16 protein-coding genes, 3 pseudogenes and 1 CRISPR repeat array are annotated in these 17,150 nt (G+C 67.9%); of the genes and pseudogenes, 12 read left to right on the top strand and 7 right to left on the bottom strand.

Annotation, left to right across the window (positions count from 1 at the left end; translation table 11 throughout):
• Positions 1-21 precede the first annotated feature (21 nt).
• Positions 22-432: a hypothetical protein gene (locus ACIRRY_RS47065; protein WP_403985755.1), complete on the top strand. Its 411-nt coding sequence runs from the start codon at positions 22-24 to the stop codon at positions 430-432.
• A gap of 501 nt (positions 433-933) precedes the next feature.
• A CRISPR array of direct repeats spans positions 934-1,143; the repeat unit is 28 nt; unit sequence GTCTTCCCCACACGCGTGGGGGTGTGTC.
• 374 nt (positions 1,144-1,517) lie between these two features.
• On the opposite strand, the gene ACIRRY_RS47060 is transcribed toward ACIRRY_RS47065, so the two are convergent.
• A complete protein-coding gene (locus ACIRRY_RS47060) occupies positions 1,518-1,814 on the bottom strand; it encodes a DUF4240 domain-containing protein (RefSeq protein WP_403985753.1) in 297 nt (98 codons plus the stop codon).
• Positions 1,815-2,008: 194 nt separating this feature from the next.
• Between ACIRRY_RS47060 and ACIRRY_RS47055 the strand changes: the two genes are divergently transcribed.
• On the top strand, positions 2,009-2,326 hold the full coding sequence (locus tag ACIRRY_RS47055; protein ID WP_403985751.1) for a hypothetical protein: 318 nt from the start codon (positions 2,009-2,011) through the stop codon (positions 2,324-2,326).
• Positions 2,327-2,339: 13 nt separating this feature from the next.
• Positions 2,340-2,942, top strand: a complete 603-nt coding sequence (locus tag ACIRRY_RS47050) for an ATP-binding protein (RefSeq protein ID WP_403985749.1) — start codon at positions 2,340-2,342, stop codon at positions 2,940-2,942.
• Between the two features lie 17 nt (positions 2,943-2,959).
• Here ACIRRY_RS47050 and ACIRRY_RS47045 read toward each other — a convergent pair whose 3' ends face one another.
• Positions 2,960-3,298 (bottom strand): MerR family transcriptional regulator, encoded by a 339-nt coding sequence (locus tag ACIRRY_RS47045; protein ID WP_403985747.1) that lies wholly within the window; start codon positions 3,296-3,298, stop codon positions 2,960-2,962.
• A gap of 754 nt (positions 3,299-4,052) precedes the next feature.
• On the opposite strand from ACIRRY_RS47045, the gene ACIRRY_RS47040 reads away from it, so the two are divergent.
• Entirely contained in the window at positions 4,053-4,418 is a 366-nt protein-coding gene (locus ACIRRY_RS47040; RefSeq protein WP_403985745.1) for a hypothetical protein, read from the top strand.
• A 200-nt stretch (positions 4,419-4,618) separates the two neighbouring features.
• Here ACIRRY_RS47040 and ACIRRY_RS47035 read toward each other — a convergent pair.
• Together ACIRRY_RS47035 and ACIRRY_RS47030 are read right to left on the bottom strand one after the other, a co-directional pair.
• Positions 4,619-5,095: pseudogene (locus ACIRRY_RS47035) on the bottom strand (transposase).
• A gap of 44 nt (positions 5,096-5,139) precedes the next feature.
• Positions 5,140-6,564, bottom strand: a complete 1,425-nt coding sequence (locus ACIRRY_RS47030; protein ID WP_403985743.1) for an RICIN domain-containing protein — start codon at positions 6,562-6,564, stop codon at positions 5,140-5,142.
• 126 nt (positions 6,565-6,690) lie between these two features.
• Here ACIRRY_RS47030 and ACIRRY_RS47025 point away from each other — a divergent pair.
• Positions 6,691-7,266, top strand: a pseudogene (locus tag ACIRRY_RS47025) (transposase); the annotation flags it as partial.
• A gap of 184 nt (positions 7,267-7,450) precedes the next feature.
• Positions 7,451-8,355, top strand: a pseudogene (locus ACIRRY_RS47020) (Tn3 family transposase); the annotation flags it as partial.
• Positions 8,356-8,428: 73 nt separating this feature from the next.
• Here ACIRRY_RS47020 and ACIRRY_RS47015 read toward each other — a convergent pair.
• The gene (locus ACIRRY_RS47015) at positions 8,429-9,049 is read right to left on the bottom strand and encodes a TetR/AcrR family transcriptional regulator (protein WP_403985740.1); all 621 of its coding nucleotides are present in this window, start codon (positions 9,047-9,049) and stop codon (positions 8,429-8,431) included.
• A 93-nt stretch (positions 9,050-9,142) separates the two neighbouring features.
• On the opposite strand from ACIRRY_RS47015, the gene ACIRRY_RS47010 reads away from it, so the two are divergent.
• The 6 genes from ACIRRY_RS47010 (at position 9,143) to ACIRRY_RS46985 (ending at position 15,311) form a co-directional block, all read left to right on the top strand.
• Positions 9,143-9,961, top strand: a complete 819-nt coding sequence (locus ACIRRY_RS47010; protein ID WP_403985738.1) for an SDR family NAD(P)-dependent oxidoreductase — start codon at positions 9,143-9,145, stop codon at positions 9,959-9,961.
• Between the two features lie 112 nt (positions 9,962-10,073).
• Entirely contained in the window at positions 10,074-10,892 is an 819-nt protein-coding gene (locus tag ACIRRY_RS47005) for an SDR family oxidoreductase (protein ID WP_356049675.1), read from the top strand.
• A gap of 304 nt (positions 10,893-11,196) precedes the next feature.
• Positions 11,197-12,234, top strand: a complete 1,038-nt coding sequence (locus ACIRRY_RS47000; protein ID WP_403985735.1) for a hypothetical protein — start codon at positions 11,197-11,199, stop codon at positions 12,232-12,234.
• A gap of 570 nt (positions 12,235-12,804) precedes the next feature.
• Positions 12,805-13,632 (top strand): recombinase family protein, encoded by an 828-nt coding sequence (locus ACIRRY_RS46995; RefSeq protein ID WP_403985733.1) that lies wholly within the window; start codon positions 12,805-12,807, stop codon positions 13,630-13,632.
• Positions 13,633-13,899: 267 nt separating this feature from the next.
• Complete coding sequence (locus ACIRRY_RS46990; protein WP_403985731.1) at positions 13,900-14,289, top strand: transposase; 390 nt, start codon at positions 13,900-13,902, stop codon at positions 14,287-14,289.
• 17 nt (positions 14,290-14,306) lie between these two features.
• Positions 14,307-15,311 (top strand): IS3 family transposase, encoded by a 1,005-nt coding sequence (locus tag ACIRRY_RS46985; RefSeq protein ID WP_403985729.1) that lies wholly within the window; start codon positions 14,307-14,309, stop codon positions 15,309-15,311.
• 77 nt (positions 15,312-15,388) lie between these two features.
• Here the strand turns inward: ACIRRY_RS46985 and ACIRRY_RS46980 are convergent, their stop codons facing one another.
• On the bottom strand, positions 15,389-15,862 hold the full coding sequence (locus ACIRRY_RS46980; protein ID WP_403985727.1) for a nuclear transport factor 2 family protein: 474 nt from the start codon (positions 15,860-15,862) through the stop codon (positions 15,389-15,391).
• 101 nt (positions 15,863-15,963) lie between these two features.
• Positions 15,964-17,082: a hypothetical protein gene (locus ACIRRY_RS46975; RefSeq protein WP_403985725.1), complete on the bottom strand. Its 1,119-nt coding sequence runs from the start codon at positions 17,080-17,082 to the stop codon at positions 15,964-15,966.
• Positions 17,083-17,150 lie beyond the last annotated feature (68 nt).

Below are 17,150 nucleotides of genomic sequence, written 5' to 3'. Positions count from 1 at the left end.
GCGGCATCAACGGAGGACTCCATGTCCCGTCGCACCCAGCACCACCGCCCCACCCCGACCGAGGGCGAACAGCAGCTCACCACCCTTCGACACCGGCTCATCCGCGCGAAGGCCCTGAAAGGCTCCGGCCTCTCCGGTATCACTCTCTCGACGGCACTGCTGAGCCACAGCCTCCCGTGGGCCGTGGTCACAGCCGCTGGCGTCACGGTCGTCAGCGTCATCGCGCGCCACACCCCCGATCTCGCCCGCATCGTGATCTGGCGTCTGACGCTGCGTACAGCGCTGCGGGAAGTCCGGCAGTTCGCACGCGAGGACCTCCTGTCAGCGAAGATCAGCCCCCAGGAACTGATGAACCTCGCGGCGGACGTCCACCGGCTCACCCTGGAGAACAACCCCACCCAGCCGCGGGACAACCGCGGCAACGACAACTGACCGCGCCGCCGTGGGGCCCTTCACGGTGAAGGGCCCCACGGCCGACGAGAACCATGCACTTATCCGTCCCGACACCTACATAAGGTCGACACGAGAACATACAAGGTACAACCAACCCTCAAGCTCCAAAAGGGAATCCATAAACCCAGGGCAGCAGTGCAGCGCCGATCGGGAACCCTGCAACCACCGACACCGCAGCGCTCCCTCCGCCCCACCATCCGACGGCGTTCCGCCCCGAAGGTCTCGCATCACCGTCCAGCGACGGATGCACCGTTGACGGAATGCGGGCACAGCGCCAGCCCTCTCCCGGCACCAACTGGCCGTTCCACCATCGTCCCTGCCCAGTGCTGCACGTGGCTCCAAAACCATCTATCGGCCGGGCAGTTCAGAACTCAACCGCCCAAGCCACAACCGCCAGACAACAGTCCTGGCCAACGCGGCCAGTCATGTAAAGTCAACAAAACACGGCCTGCTGATCTTCAAACCTGCAGATCAGTAAAGGTCTTCCCCACACGCGTGGGGGTGTGTCCACCTCGATGCCTGTCAGCAGCAGCCCGACTGCGTCTTCCCCACACGCGTGGGGGTGTGTCCCGAGCCGGGACACCGTGTTCCCGGCGATGGTGTCTTCCCCACACGCGTGGGGGTGTGTCGCCCACACGGCGCAGGTCATCCACGCAGTCCGGGTCTTCCCCACACTCGTGGGTCAGACCTGCTTGTTGCTCACCGGCGAGCCCGACGGCGAATGCGCGATGCGTGCCGAGGTCGAGGAAGACGTGAACGCCTTCCTCCGCAGCCGTCGTCCCCACACACGTGGGGGTCTGTCACCACGAACGAACCGTCGGAGCACCGTGCTTGCGTACTCCCACTCGGTTGATCGACCGTCAGACGGACACAGCCCGCAACCTCCAACGCCCGGTCACAACATCAGGTTCATGTTCATTCGAGCCAGCGGCGGTCCTTGAAGATCACGCTCCTCAGCCGCCACACACGGCTCTTGACCAGCAAGGTCGAAGCGCAAAACAAGAGGTCAGACAGCCATCCCTAAGGCCTTCTCATTTCAACGCGCTGGGAATTCTCACTTGATGTCACCAAGACTTCTCACTTGATGTCATTACTACTGCACTCCGACCAGCAGAGATGCATGGCATCCAGATGAGAACCACTGGTGACATCAAAATGAGAAGTCGCAACAGGTCATCGCCATATTCCTTGCGATCCAGTCTGTACAGCGCCCAGGCGAGCTGCTCGGCGAAGCCGACCACGTTGAACACGGGTCCCTTCGCCAGACGGGTTGTCAGAGCAGCGGCGAGCTGATGGCCGTCAGGGTCAGGAGGTGAAGGGCTGCACTCGTCGATGAGCTGCCAGAAGACGTCTTCGTTCATGTCGCAGAGCATGACGGACGAGTGTGACAGGCCGGATCGTCAGTGCTTCTCTCTCACCAATCTGCGCCCCACGATGCCGATCCTGGTGGGGTTCCCCCAGCCGGCACCTGAAACTCTTCTCACTTCCGCAACTCACGCCGATGCCCCGACGTCTAACTCCACGACGGACGACCGCCGATCACCCGGGAGAGCACATGGCGAACAGGGACCAGACGACGGAGGCGGCAGGGGAGGAGGACCGCGAAAAGTGGACGGCGCGCTTCCAAGTACGGCTGGCCATGCAACCGGGCGTGGACCGGACAGTCGTCCTCCGGGCGGTCAAGGAGGTCACGGCGCACTGCGCGGATACCGGAGAGCACCCGCGGACCGCCTTCGGCGACCCGGACGCCTACGCCGTCCAGACCGCCACGCGGCTGGTGCCGGCAGACCGGGCGGCGGACGCGAGGCGGCACAACACCGTGGTGGACACGTTCAGTTCGGTGCTCAAGAGGATCAGAGACGTGACCGGTTGAAGCGACTTCCGCCATGGGCCGGCGCACGGGTTCTGACATAGCCACTCAGGTTGCAGCCGGGCGCGAGGACGATCCGGCCGGCCGCGGTCTCGAAGAGGTTGACTTCAGCGAGCTTGTCCCGATCGATGATCCGGCACTGCCCCACCGCCCGATACTGTCGGCCGCGGCCTTCGCCGGCCAGGAGCCGGTGGCCGAAGCCCGGCATGCGGCCCGCGAGTTCCTGACAAGGGTGCAGGCCGTGGACGGAATCCCGGTGTCGGACCGTGCGATGGGCGTGGTGGAGCTGGTGGTCAGCGAGCTGGTGACCAATGCGCACACATACGCGCCCGGCCCGTGCCTGATGGACCTGGAGATCAGCGACGGCACCGTAAAGATCAGCGTGTGGGACACCGATCCGACGCTGCCACTGGCCCGGGCCGCTGATCCGGGCCGGGTCGGGCAGCACGGTCTGGAGATCGTGATCCGCGTGTGCCACAGCTTTGAGATGCGCCGCGAGCCGGTGGGCAAACGCATCAAGGCCGCCATCATGCTGGCCGACGACCCCGACGACCCCGGCGGGCCTTCTGATGTGACCGTGGCCTGCTCAGGCCCGCGTGAGTCTGCGGGGGCGGGGTGACGGAGGTCCTGGCCGTGTCAGGCCGCGGATGCCGTGTTCGCTGATTCTGTGGTGCGGTGGTGTGCGGCGTTGATGCGCTGGGCTTCTTCGAGCTGGTCCTCGAGGACGATGATCCGGCAGGCAGCCTCGATGGGGGTCCCGTGGTCGACGAGTTCGCGGGCGCGGGCGGCGATGCGCAGCTGGTAGCGGGAGTAGCGGCGGTGTCCGCCGGCGGAGCGGAGCGGGGTGATCAGGCGCGCTTCGCCGATGGCGCGCAGGAAGCCCTGGGTGGTGCCGAGCAGTTCGGCGGCCCGGCCCATCGTGTAGGCGGGGTAGTCGTCGTCGTCGATACGGCCGAACGAGTCGTCTGCTGTCATCTGTGCCTCTCTGTGGACGCGTGGAGGGGCCCTGGTGCTCATCGCACCAGGGCCCCGAAGGAACTGCTACACCATCTGCCGACCCTTGTCCTGCGTCGGCCTTGTGTATCCGCAGCCACGACCTTGATGCTGTCGGGGGTGCTGGGATCGCGGTTGCTTGACCGGGGGCCACCTCACTATCGATGTCCTGCGGTACCCGGGTTCAAGATGCTGGCCCGGGCGATCCTGATGGCGCTTCGCTCCTCCGTTCTTCCCTCTGGGATCAACTGCCTGCAAACTCGGTACTGCGCACTGCTGGTGATACGTACTGCAGATAACTGCCTACTGCTCAGCGGCCTGTGACAGCGCCGCTCTCCGGCAGCCAGCCCCGTCGCCCGTCCTGCGTCTGCCCTGGCTTGGAACCCCACTGCCGGACCTCCCGGTGCGCGCGTCCGCAGCCGACGCCTTCACCGAGGTGCTGCTCACTCACTTCACTGCTGGGTCCTGCGAACTGCACCTGCGATACCGCTCTGCCCGACAGTTCGTGTCTGCCAGGCCCTGCTGTCTCTCCGGGCTACGAGAGAACCATAACCACGACCCAGCCCCAATGTCTACTCCAACAAACAGAGATTTCCGCACGTCCGTCGGCAGGGGTAACCGACCCCGAACACGACGCGGCGAGAGGACCGTGCCGGGCGGACGGGATGGGACACAAGCGTGGTGACTCAGGAGGCGGCGGCCGCCGGGGCAGACCAGTGCGGACGGGTCGGATTCGGTGAGCGGGCAGAGATGGGGAACCGTCGTACGGTTCATCAGCACCCGCCACCCGTGTCTGACCGACCACCGCTTCGACCGCACTGACCTGCCGTGGCCGGGCCTGTGGTCGGGCCTGGCGATGTACGAGGGCCGCAGGCGCGAGACTTCCCTCATGAACACCGCACGACGACAGCCCGGCACCGGCCCGGGCGCCCCCAGCACCACACCCCCGGCAGCCCCGGCACCACGGCTGCCGGCCGCCGAACGAGCCACCACGCCGCAGCAGTTCCCCGCCGACAGCGACCACCAGGCCCTCCCCCACCCGCGAGGCCGACGAATCCTCGGGGACCGGCACCGCACGGAAACCGGAAGGCCCCCGGAGTAGTCCGCGACCGGACTGCCCCTGCAACAAGGGCCCGGGCGAGCAAGGTGGTCGGGTGACGCGTCCAGGAGGCCCTGGGCCCGTACCGGGCGCCGGGTCCGCAGCCGAACCCTCACCCTGCCCGGGGTCGTTGGCCGGGTATGACAACGCACACCAGACCGGCCGACGCCGACCAGATCGCCGGGGAGACCGCCGCCGTGGACCTAGTCCTCGCCTCCCTCGCCGGTACGGTGCCCGCCGCGCCGGCGCTCTCCCCGCTCGCCGCCGACTACATGGAACAACAGGTCTCCGGACTGCTCAGCGGCGCGGTGATGCTCGACCCCGGCTTCTCCCTGCACCGGCGGGCGGTCATGCCGCCCGCCGGGGACGGCGGCGACCGTGGAGTCCACGCTCACGTCCCATGTGATCAAGCCCTTCGCATCGGCCTCGGCTTGCAGCTGCACGAAGATCAGCTTCCAGGTGCCGTCCCGTTGCCAGCGTCGGAACAAGTCGTAGACCCGGTCCCAGGGCCCGTACCGTTCGGGCACGTCCCGCTACGGCGCTCCTGTCCGAGTCCGCCACCTTATGCCGTCGATCAACTGCCGACGCGTCCATGTCGGCGGTCGGCCAGGCTTCTTGCCTTGCGGCAGCAGCGGCTCCAGCCGGACCCACTGGCCGTTCGTCAGATCACCACGCCCCACGGCCAGTGATCATCCACGATGGTGATCCACTTTCACAACACGCCCTAGTCGCCCGACGGGTGGACGATCTGCCACTCCTGGTCGTCGGTGTTGGAGCAGTAGAACAGGGTGAGGTTGGTGTCGTTGCCGCCGGTGCTGTAACCGGCCACGTCCAGGCAGAGGTTGTTGCTGGCGAAGTTGCGGATCCAGTAGGCACCACTGGGCTGCTCGTCGATCCACCAGAGCTGGTTGTCGGCCTTCGTCCCGTCGCACGTGTACTCGGTGATCGGCGAGGACAGCTTGGCCGAACCGAAGTCGGGCAGGTCCATGCAGAGCTGGTCCTTGACGTTGCGGATCTGGAAGAGCGCGGTCGAGCCGGGGCCGTCCTTCGCGTAGCGCACCTCCAGGTTCCACAGCTGGTTGTCGGCGGTGCTCTCGGTGCAGGTGTACTCCCGCACTGGGCCGTTGCTGGTCCCGGCGTCGTTGCCGGGAAGGTCCGCGCACTTCTTCGTCGTCGTGTTGCGCAGCAGGATGTCGGAGGCCGGTACGACCGGTTTGGCGGTCTTCTTCGGCGTGGGGGACGACTGGTCCTGGCCGCCGCTGCCCGACTGGGTGTCCGCAGTGGCGGGGGTGTCGTTCTCCGGTTGCTGCGTGACCGCCGACTGCGTGGGTGGCGGGGCGGCGGCCAGCGAGGGGCTGGGGGCGATACTGCTCACGCCCGCCTCCTGGACCTGTTCCTGGGCGAGGCTCTTGACCGGGGTTTTGTAGTTGAACCAGATCAGGGCGAAGGTGAGGGCGAGGGCCATCAGGGTGCCGAAGAGGGTGGCCAGCCAACGGGGCAGGAATCCGCCCTGGATGTAGGTGCCGTCGACCGGCTCCGGCTTGACCCCCGAGCGCTGCACGGTCAGCTGGTACGGCCGCTGCTCCTTCGACCCGAACCAGATGATCTTCCGGGGTTTGAGGGTGGCATCGATGAAGGCGGCCCGGCCCGGTTCGATCTGCACGTTGCTCGGGCGGATGTCGTACGACAGCTGGTCGCCGTTGTCGCTGCCGCCGACGGAGGCGGTCAGCTTGGTGTTGCCGAGGTTGTCGATGGCGAGCTTGGGGCGGCCCCGGAAACGGCCCTTGACCGTCGGCGGGACCAGTTCCGCGCGCAGCTCGGTGAAGGGGGTGATGATGAGGGTGCCCTCAGGGACGGTGACGGCCTCCGGATGCTCGGTGGGCGTGATCCGGACGGCGTAGGGGTTCGGGCCGGCCGTCGCGTCGGGCGTCCGCGGCGGGGCGAAGGTCAGCTCGACGGTGCCCGTCGTACCAGGGTAGAGCCGGAGCGTCTGGGGCTCGACGGTCGTCCACGGGGCGATGGGTCCCACCGGTTCGAAGCGGTACTCGTCGACGACGTCACCGGTGTTACGCAGCCGCAGGCGGACGCGCGTGCTGCCGCCCGGATCGACGGTCGCAGAGGCGGGTTCCAGGGAGGTCCACAGGCTCACGGGCCGATGCTAGTGAGGCGGTCCAGGGCCGGTCAGGGACCCTTCGGGCACGATTCCCGTGCGGAAGAGGCACAGGACGTTCCCTTAGGGGCGAAGCCCTCAGCTTGAGATAAAACCTGTGGATGCGTGGAGGGGGCGTTCGAGTCCCCCACATGGGGAAACGCGGGGGCAAGGCGACGGCTACGCCGTCATCCTCGGGTTGTGACACCCACGAAGAGCGACGTAGCCATCGCGCTCAGTGTGCCCGACCCCGAAGGACGCCACGCAGCCCTGCTCGAACTCAAGGAGTTCCGCGTCGACCTGCACGCCTGCCTCACCCGCTGGGGAGACGCGCCCTTCGAGATCACCGACGCCGTGCTGTGCACGGACGGCCCCGTGCGCAATCTCGCCGAACTGACCCTCGTGCCCGAACACGCCCGCTCCCACGGCTCCGTGCAGCGCGCCATGAACGACGGAGCACTCGACATCGAGCGCCTGCACTGCTCCTTCGCGCTGCGTGACCTCCCGCACGGCCCCGGCGGCGGCATCGTGCTCGCCGTCGACGTCACCCCCTGGCCCCGCCCCGACGCGGACACCAGCGACCAGCGCACCTTCTGCCACACCTACAGACGCGCCGAGGGCGCACACGAGATGATCCCCGGCTGGGCGTACTCCATCGTCGCCGCGCTCACCAGCGGCCCCACCTCCTGGACCGCCCCGCTCGACGCACGCCGCCTGCGCCCCGGCGATCACGTCCAGCAGTCCACCGCCGGCCAGCTGCGCCCGGTGCTACCCGCAACGCGCTCACACCAGCACCGATGCCCTCGGCGCCGCCGTCGATCAGGCCCTGACCCGCCAACGCGACCGCATCCGCCAATCAGCAGAGAACCTCACCAAAGCCGCTTAGGCGCTGACCCGCTACCGGCTGGTCCACGTCGACCAGTACTACCTGCGGGCCGACACCATCGCCGCGGCCAACGCCGCCCTGATCGAGGCCCAGGCGAAGGTGCCGATCGTGGCGCACTGGGGCAACGGGCTGCTCGCCTCCGTCGACGGACTGCGCTTCGTCGTCCCGGTCCGCTCCATCAGCACCGCCCCGAATCCGAAGTACTTCGGCTTCAAGCGCGGCATCACCTGGCTGAACCCCGGTAAAACGACCAGGTCTTCGGCATCGGGCAGATGGTCGTCCCGGGCACGCCCCGCGACTCCCTGCACATCCTGGACGTCCTGCTGAACAAGGTGACCACCCAGTGGGAGGACATGCTGAAGGTGGCCGGCTCCCTGGTCACCAACCAGGTGCGGGTCTATGACCTGCTGCGGATGTTCGGCAACCATGGACGACCGACGCCGCTGGGGCAGGCGTTCGCCGAGTACGGGCGCATTGCCAAGACCCTGCACCTGCTCCAGGTCGTCGACCCGGTCGATGACACCTACCGACGGCAGATGGGCAAGCAGCTCAGCGTCCAGGAGTCCCGCCACACCCTCGCCCGGGACATCTGCCACGGCAAGCGGGGCACTATCCACCAGGCGTACCGAGACGGGATGGACCAACTCGGCTCGCTGGGGCTGGTGCTGAACGCTGTCGTGCTGTGGACGACGAAGTACATCGACGCCGCGGTCGCCCAGCTGCGTGTCGAGGGCCACGAGATCCGCGACGAGGACATCGCCCGGCTGTCCCCGCTCAAGCACAAGAACCTCAACGTGCTCGGCCGCTACAGCTTCACCCCGTCCACCCCGGCAGGCGGCCTGCGGCCCCTGCGTGACCCCGACGCGGTCGGTCTCGACGAGGACGACGACGGTACGGAGGAGTGAGCCGGGTGCCGGGCGGCATGGGCGCCCGGCACGGCGGCGAACGGCGGAGTGGGTACGCGCGCGGGCAGAACGGCTAGTCGGTGAATGCGCCCATGGCGCGGTCGAGCAGCATGGTCAGTGGAACTGCTCCCTCGCAGGCCACCCACGCCGCCGAAGCCGCGTCGGCGCAGGCGAGGGCGGCCGCGACGAGGGCCGCCGGCCGGGGATCATCCAGCTGGCCGGGACTGGCCCCCAGCCGGCGTGCGATCTCCGGGGCCATTATCTCCTGCCAGTGCATCTGCTTCTCGAAGTGCCGGGCGCGCAGCGAGGGCGTCTCCTGGAGCATCCGCAGATAGCTGAGCATCCGCTCGGGTTCCGCCTCGAGCATCCGCGTCATCACATCGAACACGCGGCGCAGTGCCTCCCAGGGCCGCTCTGCGTCGGGCCGGGCGGCGAGCGCGTCGGTGACCTGGCGGCCGATCTCGTCCAGGTCGGCCAGAACGATGTCTTCTTTCGTGCCGAAATGGCGGAACAGGCTGGCGCGCGACAGCCCGGCTTCGGCGGCGATCTGGTCGACGGTCGTCCGGTCGAATCCCTGCTCGGCGAAGAGCCTGAGGGCCACGACTGTCACTTCCGCCCGGATCGTGGCGCGCTGGCGCTCGCGCAGCCCGGGCTTGGCCGTGGAGCGGGTGGGCGTAGCGGCGGAGTCACTCATACCCGCAGAGTACACGAAATCTCAACTTGATACTGCGTCTCAAGTTGAGTTACAGTCTTCACGTAAGACGTTGTTTCGAGTAGGGGTGTTCCCATGAGCAAGATCTGGTTCATCACGGGTTCCTCGCGCGGCTTCGGCCGCCAGTTCGCCGAGGCCGCCCTGCGGCGCGGCGACAAGGTCGCGGCCACCGCCCGCAACACCAAGGCGCTGGCAGACCTGGCCGAGCGGTTCGGTGACGCGGTGCTGCCGCTGCAGCTGGACGTCACCGACCGCCCCCAGGTGTTCGAGGCGGTCGCGGCGGCCACAGAGCGGTTCGGCCGGCTGGACGTGGTAGTCAACAACGCCGGCTATTCCCTGATCGGCGCCGTGGAGGACCTCGGCGAGCAGGAGCTGCGCGACCAGCTGGAGACCAACGTCTTCGGCGTCTTCCACGTCACCCAGGCGGTACTGCCCGTCCTGCGGGCGCAGGGCAGCGGCCACATCGTCCAGATCTCCTCGGCCATGGGGGTGGCCACCTTCGGCGGCACCGGCGGCTACAGCGCCTCCAAGTGGGCGCTGGAAGGGATGAGCGAGGCCCTCTCCCAGGAGGTTGCGCCCTTCGGCATCAAGGTCACGCTGATCGAGCCCGGCGCCTTCGCCACCGACTTCGCGAGCTCGGCGGTCTTCACCGCGCACGGCCAGGACGCCTACGGCCCCCTGTACGCGTCGCTGACCGAGATGGGCGCCTCCGCCCAGGCACCCGACCCCGAGGGGGTCGGCGCGGCGATCCTGAAGATCGTCGACGCCGAGGAGCCGCCGCTGCGCGTGTTCTTCGGCGAGCAGCCCACCCAGTGGATACCCGCGGTGTACCAGCAGCGCCTGGACACCTGGGCAGAGTGGGCGCACGTGTCCAAGGCCGCGGAAGGCAACTAGGCAGCGCCCGGCCCGCGGCCATGGCACGCCCACACCACGGCGTGTCACCGCACCGCCGACACCTGAGCGAGCCCGGGCGGCACACCCACCACACGAAGAGAAGGTCTACATCATGAGCAAAGTTTGGTTCATCACCGGCGCATCGAAAGGCTTCGGCCGCGAGTTCGCCCTCGGCGCCCTCGAGCGTGGCGACAAGGTCGCAGCGACCGCCCGCAACACGGACACTCTGCGTGACCTGGTCGAGCAGTACGGCGACGCCGTCCTCCCGGTCGAGCTCGACGTCACCCACCGCGACCAGGTGTTCGCCGCGGTGAAGTCCGCGCACAAGAAGTTCGGGCGGATCGACGTCGTCATCAACAACGCGGGCTACGGGCTCTTCGGAACGGTCGAGGAGATCACCGAGCAGCAGCTGCGCGACCAGATCGAGACGAACCTGTTCGGTGTCTTCCATGTCACGCAGGCGGTCCTCCCGATCCTCCGCGAGCAGCGCGCGGGCCACATCATCCAGATCTCGACCATCGGCGGCATCATCGCGTACCCGACCCTCGGTGCCTACCACGCGTCGAAGTGGGCGCTGGAAGGGATGACGGACGCACTCGCCCAGGAAGTCGCCGGCTTCGGCATCAAGGTCACCCTGGTCGAACCCGGCGGCTTCGCCACCGACTGGTCCGGTGCATCCGCCATCGTCGCCGACGCGCATCCCGCGTACGCGGCTCTGCACGAGAACATGGCCGCGCAGCGGGCGCAGGTCGTACTCCCGGAGCCGATCGGCTTCAAGTCCGCGATCCTCACGCTCGTCGACGCCGAGGAGCCGCCGCTGCGCGTGTTCTTCGGCGAGCAGCCCACCCAGTGGATACCCGCGGTGTACCAGCAGCGCCTGGCCGAGTGGGATCAGTGGGCGCACGTGTCCAAGGCCGCGGAAGGCAAGTAGAAAACGCCCGGCCCGCGGGGCCATGACACGCCCGCACCACGGCGTGTCACCGCACCGCCGACACCTGAGGGAGCCCGGGCGGCACACCCGCCCAGGCTCCCTCACCCCCGCAGGCAGCAGGCCCTTCCCCAGCGGGATGCGACATCCCCTGCTTCCGCAAGCACCATGCCGACCCCGTTGCGGATGCCTCTCGGCCGGTAGTCCGAGCAACTCGTCCCGCACAACAAACAGCAACACAACCAGGAGTGGGCCGACCGGGCCCACCCAGCCCACGCCATCGAGGCCCACTGAAGGGAGCCCCGTAATGCCCACCACCAAGCGTCGCGCACTGATCATCATCTCGTCCGGCCACCGGCTGCCGCTGGCAGCGCCGGCCGAGGTCAAGTCGATCTCGACCGGGTTCTTCCTGGTGGAGGTGGCTCAAGTGCTCAAGGAGTTCGAGGACGACTACGAGTTCACCTTCGCCACGCCCGACGGCAACGCCCCGCAACTCGATATCAACGGCATGGCCCTGTCCATGCACTACATCGAAAAGATCGGCGCCAGGACGATCCCCCTGCGCATGCAGCAGCGCCGCCGCTCGTTCACCGTCAACGGCTTCCGGGAGCGCTACCCCGAGCTGGTCGCCCGCCGCGAGCAGGAAGTTGGGCTGCTTGAGCGGCACATCGGCCGGATCCCGGTCTCCGACCTCCTGCCCAACAGCGAACCGGAGCTCGCCGAGTACCGCCCCGAACTGGTCCGCCGCCTCGACAAGCTGCCCGAGGGCACCTTCCACTCGCTGCAGGACCTCGTCCAGCGCCACCGCGACGCGGCCGACGCGTTCACCTTCGCCGACTTCGACTTCATCCACACCCCCGGCGGTCACGCCCCCATGGTCGACTTCCGCGACAATCCGTGGCTCGGCGAAACCCTCCACGTGGCCCGGGAGAACGGCGTCACCATCTCGTTGATCTGCCACGCGCCCATCGCGGTGACCTCCACCCGGCAGCGCATCGACGCGCAGGGCGCCGCCTACTCCGTGAAGGACAACCCGTTCCTCGCCGCCCCCATCTCGACCGTCCCCAAGACGGGCGAGCTGTTCGCGCTGAGTTTTCTCTACCCGCACGTCCCGGGCAAGAAGACCCGACTCCCCTACTTCGTCGACGTGGCCATCAAGGAAGCCGGCTTCACCGTCGCGTCCTCCCTCAACATGTCCGCCCCGCAAACCGCCTACGAGCCGACCGTGCGGCTGCTCACCGGCAACGGCCCGCAGGCCGTCGACAAGCAGACCGCCGAACTCCGCCGCATCCTCACCCACAGCCCCGCTTCCCGCCGGGCCGACAGCAAGCAGGCGAACGCGTAGCCACGACCACTCGCCGTGCCGATCAGGCAGCCAACGATGCGGTCAAGCAGCGAGAACAGGTACGCCTTCGACGCCCCGGACGCCCTGCGGCACCGTGCGATAACGGCCCCGCCCGATCCTGGGCGCGGTCGGCAGACATCGCTACCGCTGGGCGCGCAGGGCCGCGCACGCCAGGTCGACCATGCGCTTGCGGGCCTCCGGTCGGGGCTTTGCTGCCCCTGGGCCAGACAGTCGGCGACGAGTGCCTTCACGCCGGCGCGCACGTTGTCCGCCCGCGCTCCGCGCTCTGTCCCTCAAGGGCAGGGCGCGTCTGCGCCGCGCCGCCGCAGCGGCCAGAAGTCAGGCAGCCATGCCGCCCCGGTGCCCCGCGGACTGGTTGATCGCCTTTCCCACCCGGAACGGGATGTTGCATAGGTGACCGCTCATGAAACACCCGGCCGCCCGGCGGTCCAACTGCGGCGATCGTGTTTCATGAGTTGTTGCAAACGACTGGGCGTCTGAAACGCCCTCATGAAACAGTCCGAGCTTGTGAGCGACGACTTCAAGCGCGTGGGATCGCAACCCTGCCCGATGTCCACCTGCGCCGCACCCGCGGGCTCCCCGTGCCAGACCGGGAAGAACAAGGTGGCCATCCAGTACCACACCGCACGTTTCCGCCTCGTACCCCAACTCGCCAAGGCGCTGAGCGTGCCGACCCCAGCCATACGCAAGCCGGGCTCGGCGTGGACCGAACTGCCCCGACCCGTGCGCGCCGGCACCGAACCGGTCGGACACGTCCGCCTCGGCTACGCCCGCGCCTCGACCGCCCGGCAGTCCCTCGACGCACAACTCGACTCCCTCACCGAGGCGGGGGTCACCCGCGTCTTCTCGGAGAAGATCTCCACCCGCGCCACCAGACGACCGGAGCTGGAGGCCGCCGTGAAGCTCGCCGGGGAGATCCACTCCTCCGGCGTCGCCGTCACCCTCGTCGTACACGAGCACAAGCGCCTCGGCCGCGGCATCGAACTCGCCATGCTCGCCGAGGAACTGAAGGCCAGCGACGTCGGCCTGGAGTTCCTCACCGGAGAACTGAAGGGCTCGCACGATCCCTCCGGGATCGTGTTCACGGTGCTCGCCGCAATGTCCGGCATGGAGCGCGAGTACATCCGCGACCGCACCCTCGAAGGCCACGGGTCCGCCCGCAAGCGCGGCAAGACCATCGGCGGGGCCAGCGTCACCGACGAGTCCATGCTGTCCATGGCCCTCCACCTGCGCGACCAGGAAATGAGCCTGCGCGACATCGCCAAGCGGCTCGTCATCACCACGGGCGTGAAGAAGGGCCAGCCCCCCTCGCCCGCCACCGTCATGAGGATGCTGCGGGAGCACGACGAACAGGCCGCCCCGGCGGCGGGAGCATGAGACTCAGGGCAAGCAACCATCAAGATCAATCTCAGCGCCAACCGCTGTACCGATGTTCCTACCAGTCTCATACCCGAGGAGCCCCGCGAGTTCGCGAAAACTGAAGGGTTCTCGGCGGGAACCCGAGGGTCTGTCGCCGTGCCTCGCGACATCGGATCCGTGGGTTCGTGGCGAAGTCGCGAGGCCAGTGCCCTCTCTGACAGCCTCGGCTGAGGCACCCGTTTTGTCGGGTTAGCCTGGATGGGCGAGACAGGAGTACACCCCGGCATGGCCAGCACCACCCCCACCAGCTCCGGATCGGATCCGGCGCCGCGTCCGAAGCGACGCACGTTCACCGCCGAGTACAAGCTGCGCATGGTCGCCGAGTACGACGCCGCCCCGCCCGGCGAGAAGGGTGCGGTCCTGCGCCGGGAGCGGCTGTATCACTCGCACATCATCGAGTGGCGTCAGGCCCGCGAGGCCGGTGCGCTTGGCGCGCTCACCGACCGGCGGACTTCGGCGGTGCGGCCGAAGAAGGCGGCCGAGCAGGCCGAGCTGGAGCGGCTGCGCAAGAAGGTCGCCCGTCTGGAGAAGGACCTGGCCCGCCGCGATGCCGCGCTGGAGGTCATGGGAAAAGCCAACGCGCTCTTGGAACTGCTCTCCGAGAGCGCGGACTGAAGCATGCCGCCGACCCGGTGGTCGACGACGCGTTCACCGGCGTTCAGGGGCAGTTGGGCATTGCGGTGGCCTGCCGGCTGACGGGACGCTCGCGCGCCACCCACTACCGCCATCGTCATCCGGTGCCGCGGGTGCGCAAGCCCAGACCGTCGCCGCCCTCGGCCCTGTCCGGCGTCGAGCGGGCGGAGATTCTGGCGGTGCTGAACAAGGCGGAGTACGCGGACCTGCCGCCGGCCCAGGTCTGGGCGCGCGAGCTGGACGCGGGGCGCTACTGGTGCTCGGAGCGGACGATGTACCGCATCCTTGCCGCGTCCGGACAGAGCGGCGAGCGCCGCCGCCAGGCCACCCACCCGGCCAAGACCGTTCCGCAGCTGCAGGCCGATGCCCCGTGCCAGGTCCTGACCTGGGACATCACCAAACTCCGTGGTCCGGACAAGGGTGAGTGGTACCACCTCTACGTGATCATCGACATCTTCAGCCGCTATATCTGCGGCTTCACCGTCGAGCGGGCCGAATCGGCCGAGCGCGCCGAGGAGCTGATACGGGAGACCATCGAACGCAACGGGATCGTCCCCGAGACCGTGCATGCCGACCGGGGCACCTCGATGACCTCGAAGAAGGTCTCCCAGCTGCTGATCGATCTCGGCGTGACCCGCTCCCACTCACGCCCGAAGGTGTCCAACGACAATCCCTTCAGCGAAGCGAACTTCAAAACGATCAAGTACTGCGGCGAGTACCCGGAGTCCTTCAACTCCCTTGGCCACGCACGGGAATGGTGCGAGAGCTTCATCGCGTACTACAACCACGAACACCGTCATTCCGGCATCGGACTGCACACCCCGGCCTCCGTCCACTTCGCCACCGCCGACCTGGTCCGCGAACAGCGAGCCGTGACACTCGCCGAGGCATACGCCCGCCACCCCGCACGCTTCGCGCGCAAACCCGAACCGCCCCCGATACCCAAGCAGGTCTGGATCAACGAACCGAAGCAGGAGACAGACTCCGCACAACAGAATGCATGACCGCAAACCGTCTCATTTGACTTGACAGCTTCCGGTGCGACGGCGGCGGGTGGACATAGCCAGGCTGGGCCCCGCAGTCAGGACTGGTCGGAGTGACTGAGTCGCGCCGTCTCTCCGCCGAATGGTAGGTGCGTGACTCGGCTGGTGAGGAGCCAGGTGTCCTCGACCTTCCGGAACGTGTCCTCGTAGTGGCCCACGTTCGCGGGGAGCCTCGGGGGCACCATGCCATCGGTATAGCCGTCGACTCGGTAAGTGGCAAAGTAGGAGGTAGCGGTAGCCGCCGACACAGAATTCACCATGACCAGGATGTTCGTAGACATGCGGCGTGACAGCCGGTCCTTGGGTCGCGAACCGAAGTAGCTGCGGAGCGCCTCACGCCCTTCCACCCTGCGGTCGCCGTGAGGCCACTCCCACACCCCGTCAGGTGTGAAGAGGTCCGCGACGCTGCTCGGATCTCCCAGGTCAAGGCGGCGCACGAACTCGACGATCAGACGCTCGCAGGCTCGCTCGGCGAAGAGACGTTCCATCGGGTCAAGGGCTTCAGTCGGCATCATCAATTGCTACCAGCCCTCTGTGGGGCATCGCGATAGCTTTTTGGCTCCAGATTCCCCCGGCCCGTGAACGCGCCGTCATCTTCGACGTGGCACGGCAGTCATAGCCGCTCGACGGGTCGCTCCAGGAGTCGGCGGGCGGAGTCCGCGTAGCGCATCGCGGTCTTCTCGTCGAGCCCGAACACCTCGGCGAGGTGGAGCGGATCGGCCCCGTGGGCCAGGGCCTCTTCGAGTTGCCGGTCGACGCGGAGCCGCTCCAGCGTCGCGTCCTGCCCGCGCATCGAGGCACTGACCCAGTGGTTGCTGGCACGGCTGGTCTTGGTGGCGGTCTGGTTGTTGATCAGCAGGTGGAGGTTCGCGGTGTTCGGCCACCGGCTTCGCCGGTGCTCCAGCCAGTCCAGCAGCAGTTTCAGGGTGAGGTCATCGAGCGGGCGGACACGGCCGGCGATGGTCAGTCGGCAGTTGCCGAGGTCGACGTCGTCGAGCATGAGGGTGGCGATCTGGGCGACCCGGGCGGCGTGGACCGCGGCGAAGGCGAGGATGAGCCGCGTCGCCGGGGTGGTGGCCGCCGCGACGGAGCGGTCAATCTGTTCGGGGACGAGCGGTTGCAGCACGGCGTACTCGTACTGGCCGACCCTGATCCGGCTGGTCGGGTTGCGGAAGAGCAGCCCGTTCCGCTTGGCCCAGGTGAACAGCGAACGCAGGGCCACGAGTTGGTCATGTCGGTGGCGGCCGTGCAGTGTCTTGACGTAGGTGAGGACGTCGTCGCGGGTCACTTCCCGCAGGTGGTCGTAGCGGTTCGACCATTCCAGCAGGGCCGGGCGGACTCGGTTGAGGTAGAGCCAGACCGTGTCTTCCCGTCGCGGGAGGCTGCGGGGGCCGCCGTCGTGCAGGACGCGGGTCCAGCGCTCGGCTTCCGAGCGGATGCCGGGTACGAGTCCCTCCAGCCTCTCGGCGAGCCAGCTCTCGAAGGAGGGTTCGCTGTCGTTCTCGAAGATCCCCATTTCCTCCAGGACCGTGACGACGTGGCCGAACCGCAGGTCCAGGGCCCGCAGCGGGGCGAAGGTCTCCGTGTGTCGGATGACGTCGCCCTCGACGTAGCCGGTGAGCACGAGGGCCAGGCCGCGGTTGACGGCGATGCGGATGCCGCGTCCCCAGCCACGGGCCTCGGCGAGCTGGTAGGCGAGGTACTTAGCTTGGCGTTTATCCTCGCTGGTCACTCGACCTGCTGATCTTGCTGTGTTCGTGAGACAGCAGGACGGCCGTTCTTCACGCTTCGAGGTGTCGA

Source organism: Streptomyces sp. NPDC101776 (genome assembly GCF_044766845.1).
GTDB lineage: Bacteria > Actinomycetota > Actinomycetes > Streptomycetales > Streptomycetaceae > Streptomyces.
This window is presented reverse-complemented; position numbering and strand designations above follow the sequence as displayed.